We start from the raw sequence: 12,787 nt of genomic DNA, 5'->3' as shown, positions 1-12,787 counted from the left end.
AATGGCAACGATATCACCTTTAATTTCTGCCGAAGAAATAATTTCTGTCTCAAACATCATTTTAATTGATGCACGAGCCGGAGCAAATGCTTTTGAAAATTATCAGAATGAACATTTAAAAGGTGCTCGTTTTGTAGATTTAAATCGTGATTTGGCTTCCATTTCAGAAAACCCAGCCAACGGAGGAAGACATCCTTTGCCGTCTGCAGAAGATTTTTCTAAAAAGCTTTCTTCTCTCGGAATTTCACCTTCAAGTCACGTTATTGTTTACGATAATAAAAACGGATCAAACTTCGCCGCAAGATTTTGGTGGATGATGCGTGCGATTGGACATGAAAAAATTCAGGTTTTAAATGGTGGTTATCAAGCGGCAATTCAAGCGGGTTTTCCAACAAATTCTGGAATTGAATCTTTTGAAAAAACTACATATCCTTTTCAGGAATGGAAATTACCTTTAGCCGATATTGAAGAAGTCGAAAAAGCACGTAAAAACGATCAAAATATCGTAATCGATGTTCGTGATAAAAACAGATTTGACGGTTTAATAGAACCGCTTGATTTAATTGCGGGACACATTCCGGGCGCGGTAAATGTTCCATTAATGGAAAATTTAGATGAAAACGGGTTATTTAAATCTTCAACAGAATTGGCTCAAAAATACAAAACTATAATTGGTGATAAAAAATCAGAGAACACAATTGTGCATTGCGGTTCGGGTGTTACGGCTTGCCACACTTTATTAGCAATGGATTACGCAGGGCTTCCGATTCCGAAATTATATGTCGGATCGTGGAGCGAATGGTCTAGAAATGATCGCGAAATGACAACAAAAAACTAGAATAAAAATTATATTTGGCCACAGATTAAATAGATTCAAATATTAATCTTTTTAATCCTCATAATCTGTGGCTAAAAAGTCAAAATTTTAAGAATACAATGCAACACTGGGACATACTTTTATCAAATCAGGTAAATAAAAAGGCTTTTATAGAAAATATATTAAACGGAGAAGCAAAAGGAGAATTAGCTCTTTTTAATAATCAAAAAGGAATTTTATTCTCAGATATTTCAATCGAGAAATTTATCGAAAAAGAATTTCAATATGATAGCGTTGAAGCATCAACAACTTCTAACAGACAACTGAGAACTTTTTCTTCGGGAGAACGCAAAAAAGAGTTTTTAAAATATTGTATTGATCAAAAACCAGATTTCATCATTTTTGATAATCCGTTTGACCATTTAGATCAGCCTTCAAGAGTTGTTCTTGCCGATTCTTTAAAAGATTTGACAAATGATATTGCTATTATTCAGCTTTTAAATCGTACTGTTGATGTATTAGATTTTGTTCCAAATAAAGCTTTAATCAAAGACAATACTTTTGAATTGCATCCATTTGTAAAAACCGAAAACTATTTTAAAACTTTAAATACAGCATCAATTCCAAAAGCTGTAGAACCACATAATTTTCACGAAAGTGTATTAATAAAATTAGATGATGTTTCGGTAAGTTATGAAGAACGAAAAATCCTTAACAACATTTCTTGGACAATCAAACAAGGCGAATTCTGGCAATTAATCGGTCCAAATGGTTCTGGAAAAAGTACAATTTTATCTTTGATTACGGGCGATAATCCAAAAGGTTTTGGACAGAATTTATTTTTATTCGGAAGAAAAAAAGGAACTGGAGAAAGTGTTTGGGAAATTAAAAAACAAATCGGAATTTTTACTACTTCTATGACCGATTTATTCCAAAAAGGTCACACTCTTGAACAAATGATTCTTTCGGGATTCTTTGACCAAATCGGACTTTATACAGAACCGTCAACACATCAAAAAAATATTGTAACACAATGGCTCGAAGTGATAGAAATGGCACATTTACGTAAAAAACGTTTCATTGATCTTTCTATCGGACAACAAAGAGTTGCATTAATCGTTCGCGCTGTTTTAAAACATCCGCCATTATTAATTTTAGACGAACCAGTTGAAGGTTTAGATGACGAAAATGTAGATTTGGTTATTCAATTAATTAATACAATAAAACAGGAAACAAATGTGAGTATTGTTTATGTTTCACACCGAATTGAACAAGGCCTCGCTCCTACTTCTGTTTTTGAACTTTTACCGTCAGAAACTGGTTCAATCGGTAAAATAAAATACCATTCAGAATTAAATTAAAACACGAATTCCACTAATTTACACGAAATTAATCTGTGCAAATTAGTGGAATTTGTGTTCAAAAAAATTATCTAATTTTATAATTGACAAATTATCTAATTATTCCTCATCTTCAACATTGTGCGATTTCACATAATTACGCCATTTCTCGATACAATCCTGAAAATCTTGCGGTAATTCAGTATCAAAACGCATTAATTCACCAGTATTTGGATGAATAAATCCAAGCGTTTTTGCATGCAACGCCTGACGAGGTAAAGCTTTAAAACAATTTTCAATAAACTGTTTGTATTTTGTAAAAGTCGTTCCTTTTAGAATCAAATGTCCGCCGTAACGTTCATCATTAAATAATGGATGTCCGATATGTTTCATGTGCGCACGAATCTGGTGCGTTCTTCCTGTTTCTAGTTTACAAGAAATAAGAGTCACATAACCAAAACGTTCCAAAACTTTATAATGTGTAATGGCAGGTTTACCAATTTCAGGATCATCAAAAACAGCCATTTGCATGCGGTCTTTCAAGTGTCTTGCTAGATTTCCTTCAATTGTTCCGCTTTCAGCAACAACATTTCCCCATACCAAAGCAATATATTCACGTTCGGTAGTTTTCGCTTCAAATTGTTTTGCTAAATGCGTCATTGCAGCTTCTGTTTTGGCTACAACCAAAAGTCCAGAAGTATCTTTATCAATTCGGTGAACCAAACCTGGGCGTTCGCTGCTGTTCATTGGCAAATTATCAAAATGATGTGCCAAAGCATTTACAAGAGTTCCTGTATAATTTCCGTGACCTGGATGCACAACCATTCCAGGCTCTTTATTAATCAGTAAAAGAGCATCATCTTCATAAACAATATTCAACGGAATATCTTCAGGAAGAATATGATTTTCAAACGGTGGATGCGACAACATTACAGTTATTACATCAAAAGGTTTTACTTTGTAATTTGATTTTACAGGAATATCATTAACAAAGATATTTCCGTTTGTTGCCGCGTTCTGAATTTTATTTCTAGTGGCATTCGGAATCAAATACATTAAATATTTGTCAATACGTAAAAACGCTTGACCTTTTGGGACTTCAAATCTGTAATGTTCGAATAATTCGTCTTCCAGATCTAAATTTTCTTCAATATTATTGTTCATCATTTGGGGTTTCTGCAGGCGCAGCAGCTGTACTGTCTGCCTGGCTTTCATCAACATAACTTGCTTTTCCGTCACCTAAAACTAAATCAATTTTAGACGCTTTAAGCACACGATCTCCTACTTTTAAATTTCTGCCTTTTAGACGCATTTCCAAGACCATATCTTTTCCAAGATTCGGAATATAAGTAATCGTTCCAAGTTCTAAACCTAAAGCTTTTAAAGTTGGCACAGCTTCACGATATGTTTTTTCGATTAAATCAGGAATTTTCACAGAAGAAAAGCCCGAAGCATTAATCTTAATATAAATTTTTCTACCCACTTTTACCATAGTTCCAGGAAGCGGATCTTGCTCTACGACACTATATTTTGGAAATTCACTTCTGTAATCAACACTGTCTAAAAGAACATAATCTAAATCCAGTTCGTCTAATTTATTTTCCACTTGTTCCTCGGTCAATTTAGACAAATTCGGAACAGCAATCTCGTGTCCGTGATCTGTTGTAAAAGTTAACCAATGCATAAATAAGTAACCAATAACCGCGATAATAGCTGCGGCCGCAAGCAATTGCAAGAAAAAAACTCGACTTGTTAAATACTGACGTAAACTCATAAATTTATTTTTAATAGCGACAAAGATAAAGTATTTCGTTTCAAAAAAAATGATAATTTTGTTTAAAACATGAAAGTCTCGAGATTGTCATCCTGAGTAAAGACTAAGGATAATTTTCAGGAGCTATTTCCCGCTTTCGCCTATATTCCTGATAAACAAAAACTACGGCTAAAAAGCCTTGTTTTTCTAAATCGGGAGATACCGGCTCTATCGGGGCTAGGGCACTCGGTTTCATAAGAACGTTATTTATTAAAAAATCATATCAAATAAAGTTTCAAAACAGATTTACGATAAAACCTGAAACTTGAAACAAATTAAAACCTGAAACAAAAACATGAAAAACATTGCCATCATCATGGGCGGCTATTCTAGCGAATACAAAATTTCTCTAATCAGCGGAAATGTCGTTTACCAATATCTTGACAAAACAAAATACAACGGATTCAGAATTCATATTTTTAAGGAGAAATGGGTTTATGTAGACCAAAATGATGCTGAATTTCCAATAGACAGAAATGATTTTTCTGTAACTGTAAACGGCGAAAAAATCACATTTGACTGTGTTTTCAACGCGATTCACGGAACTCCAGGTGAAGATGGATTAATGCAAGCATATTTTGAATTAATCGGATTGCCACAATCTTCTTGCGATTATTACCAATCTGCATTAACATTCAACAAAAGAGATTTATTATCGGTTTTAAAACCATACGGAATCAAAACCGCTATTTCTTATTATTTGAATAAAGGAGACGAAATCAATACAGCTGAAATCGTTAAAAAAGTTGGACTTCCTTGTTTCGTAAAACCAAATAAAGCGGGTTCAAGTTTCGGAATTTCAAAAGTAAAAACGGAAGCAGAACTTCCAATAGCAATTGAAGTCGCTTACAAAGAAGATAACGAAATCATTATTGAAAGTTTCCTTGACGGAACTGAAGTTTCTGTTGGTGTAATCAATTATAAAGGAGAAATTAAAGTTTTACCAATCACAGAAATTGTTTCAGACAATGATTTCTTTGATTACGAAGCCAAATACGAAGGAAAATCGCAAGAAATAACGCCAGCAAGAATCTCTGACGAATTGACTCAAAAAGTGGGAGAAACTGCAAAACGCGCTTACGAAGTTTTAAAAATGAAAGGTTTCTCAAGAAGCGAATTCATTATTGTAAACGACGAACCGTATATGTTGGAAATGAACACAATTCCAGGTTTAACAACAGAAAGTTTGATTCCGCAGCAAGCAAAAGCAGCCGGAATTTCGCTAGAAGATTTATTTACAAATGCTATTGAGTTAGCTTTGGCATAGTTACTAAGATACTAAGGTGCTAAGATTCTAAGATTTTAGCACTTTTTGTTTTTTAAGGCAGAAAACTTAGTAACTTAGAATCTCAGAACCTTAGCACCTTAAAAAAATGAAAGAAATATTTGAGTGGGATAGATTATTTTTTAACAGCTTGCCAGAAGCTTTTATTTTTGAAGTAATATTTCGTTCAACGGTAATGTTTATCATTTTGTTGCTAACTTTAAAATTAGCAGGGAAAAGAGGTGTAAAACAATTATCAATCTTTGAAACCGTAATTATTATCGCATTAGGTTCTGCCGCTGGCGACCCAATGTTTTATGAAGATGTCGGAATAGTTCCGGCCGCAATTGTATTTACTGTAATTATTATTTTATACCGTTCGGTAACTTGGTTGACAGGAAAAAGCAAAAAGTTTGAAGAATTTATTGAAGGAAAAACGGAGTGCTTGATTAATGACGGAAAATTCTCTGTTTCAACTTTCAAAAAAGAAAGTCTGGCGCAAGACGAGTTTTTCGCAGAATTGCGTATCAAATCAATAGAACATTTAGGTCAAGTAAAACACGCGTTTATTGAAACCAGTGGAGAAATAAGCGTTTTTTATTACGAAGACAAAGATGTTGGATACGGATTACCTATTTTACCTTCTTTATTCTACGCAAAAAGCAAATTCATTCCGTCTGATGGCATTTATTCCTGTAGTTTCTGTGGGCACACTCAAGAACAAAAAGCAGGAACAGCAAATTGTAAGGTATGCAAAAAAGACGAATGGGTTGAAGCAATTAACACAAAAAGAATAACATAAAGTATAAAATTTCAAAAAAGAGAATTTCAAATTCACAAAAAGAAAAAATAAGATTCAACACAATCCTAATAAAACTTAGAATCTTAGCATCTCAGAACCTTAGAACCTTAGAAACTTAAAGAAATGCGAAAAGCAATATTCCCAGGATCATTTGACCCAATTACACTTGGACACGAAGATATTATCAAAAGAGGACTTCCTTTATTTGATGAAATTGTAATTGCAATTGGTGTTAATGCCGAAAAAAAATACATGTTTTCTTTAGAAGAACGAAAACGTTTTATTGAAGAAACATTTAAAAACGAACCAAAGATTTCGGTTATCACCTATGAAGGCTTAACAATAGATTTAGCAAAAAAATTAAAAGCTAATTTTATTCTTAGAGGACTTCGTAATCCAGCGGATTTCGAATTTGAAAAAGCAATTGCTCACACCAATAGAAAACTTTCGAAAATAGAAACTGTTTTCTTATTGACTGCTGCAAGTACATCTTTCATCAGTTCAAGCATTGTGCGCGATGTATTGCGTCATGGTGGCGAATATGAAATGCTGGTTCCGAATGCGGTTCGAGTGAAGAAATAAAATCTATTGAAAATAATCCAAGCTCTTGAAGTCATTGCGAGGAACGAAGCAAACACACTATAGTAAATCTAGCAAATGAGATTGCTTAATTCCTCGCAATGACTAAAACAGAAAAACTTGCCAGCGAAGCAAATTATAAGTAATTTCGCATTTTTAAAACAAACAATAAATAATGAGCATCGAAAGAGAATTAAGCAAACGAAGCGGATCTAAATGTGAACTTTGTGGAGCTGAAGAAAATTTAAAAGTTTATCAAGTTCTTCCAACCAAAAAAGGCGGAATTGATGAAGCTATATTAGCCTGTAACACTTGTATTGACCAAATCGAAAATCCAGACAACGTCGATTTAAATCACTGGAGATGCCTTAACGACAGTATGTGGAATGAAAATATTCCTGTACAAGTTGTAGCGTGGAGAATGTTAAGCCGTTTACGTTCAGCTGGCTGGCCACAAGAATTACTAGACATGATGTATTTGGATGAAGATACGCTAGAATGGGCAAAAGCAACTGGAGAAGGCGAAGAAGACGAAAATAAATTAGTTCACCGTGACAGTAACGGCGTAGTACTACAACACGGAGATTCTGTAGTTTTAATTAAAGATCTTAAAGTAAAAGGTTCTAGCATGGTTGCTAAACAAGGAACTGCAGTTAGAAACATTCGTCTAGATCACGAAAATGCCGAATATATAGAAGGAAAAGTTGATGGACAACAGATTGTGATTATTACGCAATATGTTAAGAAGATATAAAAAAAGACGCTAAGGTTCTAAGTTGCTAAGATTCTAAGATTTTTAGTTTTACCGCAAAGCCGCAATTATTAACTCAAAGTTCGCAAAGTTTTATTACAAAGCTTTGCGAACTTTCCGCTTTTACAAAGCCTTTAAAATAAAAAAAACTTAGCGTGTTTTGCGTTAAAATTGAAGGTAAGTTTATAAACTTGAAACCTGAGACTTGAAACAAAAAAGCCCGTTCATAAAACTGAACAGGCTTTTAAATATATTGTTTAAAGAAAATTATTTCTGAAATAATTTACTGATTTGATCTTTTACTAAAGGCTCAGAAACATTGTTTGTAGCAGCGTCTCTTTCTTTGCTAGAAACCATAAATTGAACTGTAGCTTTATCTGGAACAACGTTTCCTGTGTAGTGCAACCAAATGTAATTGTTAGGTAATTCTAATTTGATATCGTACAAAGGTGTTGCTGTAAAACCTCCCATAATGATGTTGTATAGGTTATTGTAATCATTATTAAGGTTTTTGAATGAAAATTTTCTCAAATTAGAAGAATCATCATCATCAGTTAGAATAGTAGTGTAATACACTGTGTATTCGTCTCCAATTTTTTGAATGTAATTGTTGTTTACTTTTCCTAATTTTTCAACAGGAACAGTTTCAAGAACTTTGATTTGTGCAAACGAAATAAAGCTAAAGAACAAAGCAGCAATGGTAATAATGTTTTTCATAATGAATTTGGGGTTTACAATTTTACTATAGCAAAAAAACATAGAAATATTGAAAAAACACCTATCAAACCATTATTTTTTTAACATAAAATTGTAAAAGTTAGTTACAACTTCTTAAAACATTGAAAAACAAAAAGATAAACCTATAAAAGTCAGATTTAAATTCTAATCTTTGTGCTAGAATCTTGCCTCTTGCCTCTTTCTTCTAAATTATCTAAAATCAATATTTCCCTTTCTTCTCCTCTTCTACTTTTTTAATCACGTTACGCGCAACTTCAATTTTAAACTTTTTGCCTTTCATCTTTTCATCTCTTACATTTTTCAGCAAATCTTTAACTTTATTGAATTTTACTGCTGCAAACGAAACGAAATCTTTTACTTCAATCAATCCCAAATCGTCTTTTTCTAGTTTTCCTTTTTGAGAAAAGAAACCGACAATATCAAATTTATTCAGTTTAGTTTTCTTTCCGCCACTGATATAAATAGTTTGAAATTGAGGCGGATTTGGAAGCGAAACTTTTCCTTCGACATCCAAAACTTTCATTTCGTAATCAATGTAGTCTAATTGTTTTTCACTTTCGTGAATGATAATATACGCCGTTCCAGTCGCCTGCATACGCGCTGTACGACCGTTTCTATGTGTAAACTCGTCTTCTTTTAAAGGCAAATGATAATGAATAACGTGTTTCATTTCTGGAATATCCAAACCTCTGGCTGCCAAATCTGTCGTAACTAAATACGTAACACTTCCATTTCTAAACTGAATCAAAGCGCGTTCACGTTCTTCCTGATCCATTCCGCCGTGATAATACACCGAATAAATTCCTTTTTCGTTTAAAGTATCGCTAATTCGTTCTGCCGCATCACGGTGATTACAGAAAATAATAGCCGATTCTGATTTCAGCGAACAAATCAAATTGAACAAACTTGGCAGTTTATCTTTCGCTGGCGAAATCACCATTTTCATAGAAAGATTTGCTTTTTCCTCTTCTTCTGGAATAAAATCTAAAATAGTTGGATTTACAACGCGTGTATATTTCGGAATTTCGATATCTGAAGTTGCCGAAACCAAAACCTTTTTGTTTACTTTAGCTAATCTTCCGATAATAAAAGACATTTGTTCGTGAAACCCTAGTTGAAGCGATTTATCAAACTCATCCAAAATTAAAGTCTGAATTTTATCGGTTCTAAAAGTATCTCTGTCAATATGATCGGCAATTCTTCCAGGCGTTCCAATTAAAACCGCCGGCGGATTGCTTAAGTTTTTAATTTCAGTGTCAATTGAATGTCCACCGTAGCAGATATTAACTTTGTATTGCGTTCCCATTTTCTTCCAAACTTGCTCAATTTGAAGCCCTAATTCACGAGATGGAACTAAAATTAAACATTGAACCGATAAAATTTCTGGCTGTAATAATTCTAAAATTGGAAGCAAAAACGCCAATGTTTTTCCAGACCCTGTTGGAGAAAGTAATAAAACATTGTTTTCGTTCAAAATGGCATCGTGCGCCATTTCCTGCATTTCGTTTAGGTTCTCAATTCCTAAATTCGAAAGTATATCGTTGGAAGGGTGTTTTTTGTTCATTTTGCAAAAGTAGGGAAAGTTTTTTAACCGCAAAGCGCGCAAAGGTTTACGCAAAGGTCGCAAAGTTTATTTTCAAAGCTTTGCGAACTTTGCGTTTTTTAAAAACCCTACCACATATAAATCCTTGCGCCCTTTGCGGTTAAAAAAACACAACGCGCATCAAACATGAAACTTGAAACAAAAAACCTATATTTGATTTCGATTAAACCCAAAACCATGAAACTTTTTACATTTCTCTTTTCACTTTTCACGATAACTCTTTTCGCTCAAAACAATAAAAAATACGACACGTTTTTTGAGAAAGGAAACGGAAATCAATCGGCAACTTATCAGGAAACTATTGCTTATTTTAAAATGCTAGCGAATGATTTTCCAACTATTCAAATGAAAGAAATGGGTTTGACAGATTCTGGAGAACCTTTACATATGGTAACTTTTAACCCAGACAAAGAATTTGATTTTGACAAAATACAAAAAACCAAAGCGGTTTTATTCGTTAATAACGGAATTCATGCTGGAGAACCTGACGGAATCGACGCAACTATGCAATTTTACCGAGATTTGGCAACAGGAAAAATGAAAGCTCCTAAAAATACTGTTTTGGTTACGATTCCTGTTTATAATATTGGCGGAGCTTTGAACCGAAATTCGACAACGCGTGCCAATCAGGACGGACCAGAAATTTACGGTTTTAGAGGAAATGCAAGAAATTACGATTTGAATCGTGATTTGATGAAATCGGATACGAGAAATACAAAAAGTTTTGTCGAGATTTTCCAAAAGATAAACGCTGATGTTTTTATCGATAATCACGTTAGTAACGGTTCTGATTATCAATACAAACTAACTTATATTATGACACAACATAATAAACTCGGAACGGTTTTGGGCGATTTTATGAACGACGAAATGATGCCCGCTTTGGTAAAAGATCTTCAGAAAAAGAAAATCGAAACTACGCCTTATGTCGATTCTTTTAAAGATACGCCAGACAAAGGTTTTGGGCAGTTTGTTGATAGTCCTAGATATACTACGGGTTACACTTCTCTATTTAATACGATTGGTTTTGTGGTCGAAACGCATATGTTGAAAAAATATGCCGAACGTGTAAAAATGACCTACGAATACATGAAATCGACTTTGGATTTTACCGATGCCAATTATCAAAAGATAAAAGATTTGAGAGTAAAAAATTTAGAGCAATATCAGCCTAAGAAATCATACAATTTAAAATGGGAATTGGACAGCACAAAAGCGACTACTTTTTCATTTTTAGGTTATGAAGCGGGTTACAAAAAAAGCGAAGCAACAACAGGAAATCGTTTGTATTATGACCGAAGCAAACCTTATAAAAAAGACGTTCCGTACATCAAAGAATTTAAATCGGTTAAAGAAGTTGTGATTCCGACGGCTTATATTGTTCCGAAAGGTTATTGGAATATTATTGATCTTTTGAAAAACAACAATATCTCGTTTAAACAAATTAAAAACGATACAATTATAGAAGTTGAAAGTTATAGAATTACCGATTTTAAAACCGTTCCGTCTGCTTACGAAGGACATTATTTACACCGAAATACAACCGTAACTTCTAAAATCGTTAAAATGGCTTTTGTTAAAGGAGATTACATTGTGACAACGAACCAAAAAGGTATAAAATATCTTTTAGAAGCTTTTGAACCAGAAGGCGTTGATTCGTTCTTTAACTGGAATTTCTTTGATCCAATTTTACAGCAGAAAGAACATTATTCTGAATATATTTTTGAAGATACTGCGGCAAATCTTTTAAAAGAAAATCCAACTTTAAAAGCAGAATTAGAAGCTAAAAAACAATCTGATCCAGCTTTCGCTAAAAATCCTGAAGCGCAATTAGATTGGATTTACAAGCATTCTGTTTATTATGAAAAGGCACATATGCAGTATCCTGTTTATCGAGTTTTGTAGACTTTTTTAACGCAAAGTGCGCTAAGATTTTTTATTTTAATTGGGTTTGGCTTTCGATAAGGTCGCAAAGCTTTACGTGTAGAACTTTGTCAAAGTTGAATTAAAATTGAAACGAGCGTTTCATTGGTCGACTAAATTTAAAATAATATTAAAACACTTAATATTCCGTTAGGAATATCTTGTCGGTAGAAATAATTGCAACGTTATGTATTGTGTCCTTTAAGGACACTTGTTTTGCAAATAACATATCTATAACATTACTGAAACGTTCCTATCAAAAGTATAAAAACATTTTTTTCTCTACCAACCAAACATTCCTAACGGAATGAATCTATACTAGCGCTCTATCCAGCGAAAAAACCTGAAACTTGAAACAAACTTAATCTTAAAGTGAAGCTCCACGTGAGGGATAGAAGCAGGCTACCGAAGTAGCGCGGATAGCCCGACAGCTATAAAAAAAATCCCCAATGAACGCAAAGTTGATTGGGGATTTTTTTTATAGGTGGCACGCCCTAATTTTAATTATTAGAACTTGGACCTGATCGATAAGCGACAGGCGGTTCTATTTTTTCTGTTGAAACTTCTTCTTCTTCAAACAATAATTTTATGTTTTCGTATGAGTTTTTAAGCGCTTCTTTGATTTGTTCTGGATTTAACCAAGCTACTTTTTCGATTCCTTCTTCAATTTGTCCGTGCGGTGTTCCTTCAAAATCAGAATGCATTTCGAACCAATGCGTGATTTTAAGCTTGTATTTTCCGTTGCGTTTGAAAATATGATACGTTTTTTGCAGTTTATTGGTAATTCTTAACTGGTTTACACCCGTTTCTTCCTCGACTTCTCGCATTGCGGTAGCTTCAATGTCTTCTCCCTTCTCGATTCCACCTTTTGGTAAGTCCCATTTTCCGTTTCTAAAGATGAATAAAACCTCACCTTTTTTATTGTACACAAAGCCTCCGCCCGCTTTATTTACGGGAATTTTGGCTTTTAGGGTTTTCATCATTTCACTTTCGTCTGGATGATAAAGAATCGCTTTTTGAATTTTATTTTGAAAAATTTTTATGATAAGCTGTTCTATATCAATACTCTCCAACAAGAACAATTGGAAATCTGTTTCCTTTGAGATTTCATTTGTCAAAAAAAGTGGTTTGTCGTTTACAAAAACTTTATACATTTG

The 12,787-nt window shown here is 33.6% G+C and carries 12 protein-coding genes; 7 read left to right on the top strand and 5 right to left on the bottom strand.

What is annotated here, in order from left to right; all coding sequences use genetic code 11:
* The first annotated feature begins 1 nt into the window (after position 1).
* Positions 2–838, top strand: coding sequence for a sulfurtransferase (locus NYQ10_RS12720; RefSeq protein WP_289876702.1), 837 nt, complete (start codon positions 2–4; stop codon positions 836–838).
* Between the two features lie 98 nt (positions 839–936).
* A complete protein-coding gene (locus NYQ10_RS12715; RefSeq protein WP_289876701.1) occupies positions 937–2,178 on the top strand; it encodes an ATP-binding cassette domain-containing protein in 1,242 nt (413 codons plus the stop codon).
* Positions 2,179–2,277: 99 nt separating this feature from the next.
* On the opposite strand, the gene NYQ10_RS12710 is transcribed toward NYQ10_RS12715, so the two are convergent.
* Both NYQ10_RS12710 and NYQ10_RS12705 read right to left on the bottom strand, forming a co-directional pair.
* Positions 2,278–3,321, bottom strand: a complete 1,044-nt coding sequence (locus NYQ10_RS12710; protein WP_289876700.1) for an RluA family pseudouridine synthase — start codon at positions 3,319–3,321, stop codon at positions 2,278–2,280.
* Positions 3,311–3,931 carry a PASTA domain-containing protein gene (locus tag NYQ10_RS12705; protein WP_289876699.1) on the bottom strand — a complete coding sequence of 207 codons (621 nt, stop codon included), beginning with the start codon at positions 3,929–3,931 and terminating at the stop codon, positions 3,311–3,313. Before NYQ10_RS12705 ends, NYQ10_RS12710 begins: the two co-directional genes overlap by 11 nt.
* Before the next feature lie 334 nt (positions 3,932–4,265).
* Between NYQ10_RS12705 and NYQ10_RS12700 the strand changes: the two genes are divergently transcribed.
* The 4 genes from NYQ10_RS12700 to NYQ10_RS12685 all read left to right on the top strand — a co-directional run bounded on the left by NYQ10_RS12700 (position 4,266) and on the right by NYQ10_RS12685 (position 7,369).
* On the top strand, positions 4,266–5,237 hold the full coding sequence (locus NYQ10_RS12700; protein ID WP_289876698.1) for a D-alanine--D-alanine ligase: 972 nt from the start codon (positions 4,266–4,268) through the stop codon (positions 5,235–5,237).
* Between the two features lie 106 nt (positions 5,238–5,343).
* Complete coding sequence (locus tag NYQ10_RS12695; protein WP_289876697.1) at positions 5,344–6,036, top strand: DUF421 domain-containing protein; 693 nt, start codon at positions 5,344–5,346, stop codon at positions 6,034–6,036.
* A 123-nt stretch (positions 6,037–6,159) separates the two neighbouring features.
* The gene (gene coaD, locus NYQ10_RS12690; RefSeq protein WP_229352005.1) at positions 6,160–6,618 is read left to right on the top strand and encodes a pantetheine-phosphate adenylyltransferase; all 459 of its coding nucleotides are present in this window, start codon (positions 6,160–6,162) and stop codon (positions 6,616–6,618) included.
* 172 nt (positions 6,619–6,790) lie between these two features.
* On the top strand, positions 6,791–7,369 hold the full coding sequence (locus NYQ10_RS12685) for a PhnA domain-containing protein (protein WP_289876696.1): 579 nt from the start codon (positions 6,791–6,793) through the stop codon (positions 7,367–7,369).
* Positions 7,370–7,633: 264 nt separating this feature from the next.
* On the opposite strand, the gene NYQ10_RS12680 is transcribed toward NYQ10_RS12685, so the two are convergent.
* Together NYQ10_RS12680 and NYQ10_RS12675 are read right to left on the bottom strand one after the other, a co-directional pair.
* Positions 7,634–8,083, bottom strand: a complete 450-nt coding sequence (locus tag NYQ10_RS12680; RefSeq protein WP_229352010.1) for a hypothetical protein — start codon at positions 8,081–8,083, stop codon at positions 7,634–7,636.
* 220 nt (positions 8,084–8,303) lie between these two features.
* A complete protein-coding gene (locus NYQ10_RS12675) occupies positions 8,304–9,668 on the bottom strand; it encodes a DEAD/DEAH box helicase (protein WP_289876695.1) in 1,365 nt (454 codons plus the stop codon).
* A 216-nt stretch (positions 9,669–9,884) separates the two neighbouring features.
* Between NYQ10_RS12675 and NYQ10_RS12670 the strand changes: the two genes are divergently transcribed.
* Positions 9,885–11,612, top strand: a complete 1,728-nt coding sequence (locus NYQ10_RS12670; protein WP_289876694.1) for a M14 family metallopeptidase — start codon at positions 9,885–9,887, stop codon at positions 11,610–11,612.
* A 518-nt stretch (positions 11,613–12,130) separates the two neighbouring features.
* On the opposite strand, the gene NYQ10_RS12665 is transcribed toward NYQ10_RS12670, so the two are convergent.
* Complete coding sequence (locus NYQ10_RS12665; RefSeq protein ID WP_289876693.1) at positions 12,131–12,784, bottom strand: NUDIX hydrolase; 654 nt, start codon at positions 12,782–12,784, stop codon at positions 12,131–12,133.
* Positions 12,785–12,787 lie beyond the last annotated feature (3 nt).

This window comes from Flavobacterium johnsoniae, assembly GCF_030388325.1.
GTDB lineage: Bacteria > Bacteroidota > Bacteroidia > Flavobacteriales > Flavobacteriaceae > Flavobacterium > Flavobacterium johnsoniae_C.
The sequence above is the reverse complement of the archived record's forward strand: the minus strand, read 5'-3'. Positions and strand labels throughout refer to the sequence as shown.

Excerpts from the sequence above, each read along its gene's own strand:
- NYQ10_RS12720 (WP_289876702.1), top strand. The coding sequence starts at position 2 with ATGGCAACGATATCACCTTTAATTTCTGCCGAAGAAATAATTTCTGTC.
- NYQ10_RS12715 (WP_289876701.1), top strand. The coding sequence starts at position 937 with ATGCAACACTGGGACATACTTTTATCAAATCAGGTAAATAAAAAGGCT.
- NYQ10_RS12710 (WP_289876700.1), bottom strand. The coding sequence starts at position 3,321 with ATGAACAATAATATTGAAGAAAATTTAGATCTGGAAGACGAATTATTC.
- NYQ10_RS12705 (WP_289876699.1), bottom strand. The coding sequence starts at position 3,931 with ATGAGTTTACGTCAGTATTTAACAAGTCGAGTTTTTTTCTTGCAATTG.
- NYQ10_RS12700 (WP_289876698.1), top strand. The coding sequence starts at position 4,266 with ATGAAAAACATTGCCATCATCATGGGCGGCTATTCTAGCGAATACAAA.
- NYQ10_RS12695 (WP_289876697.1), top strand. The coding sequence starts at position 5,344 with ATGAAAGAAATATTTGAGTGGGATAGATTATTTTTTAACAGCTTGCCA.
- coaD (WP_229352005.1), top strand. The coding sequence starts at position 6,160 with ATGCGAAAAGCAATATTCCCAGGATCATTTGACCCAATTACACTTGGA.
- NYQ10_RS12685 (WP_289876696.1), top strand. The coding sequence starts at position 6,791 with ATGAGCATCGAAAGAGAATTAAGCAAACGAAGCGGATCTAAATGTGAA.
- NYQ10_RS12680 (WP_229352010.1), bottom strand. The coding sequence starts at position 8,083 with ATGAAAAACATTATTACCATTGCTGCTTTGTTCTTTAGCTTTATTTCG.
- NYQ10_RS12675 (WP_289876695.1), bottom strand. The coding sequence starts at position 9,668 with ATGAACAAAAAACACCCTTCCAACGATATACTTTCGAATTTAGGAATT.
- NYQ10_RS12670 (WP_289876694.1), top strand. The coding sequence starts at position 9,885 with ATGAAACTTTTTACATTTCTCTTTTCACTTTTCACGATAACTCTTTTC.
- NYQ10_RS12665 (WP_289876693.1), bottom strand. The coding sequence starts at position 12,784 with ATGTATAAAGTTTTTGTAAACGACAAACCACTTTTTTTGACAAATGAA.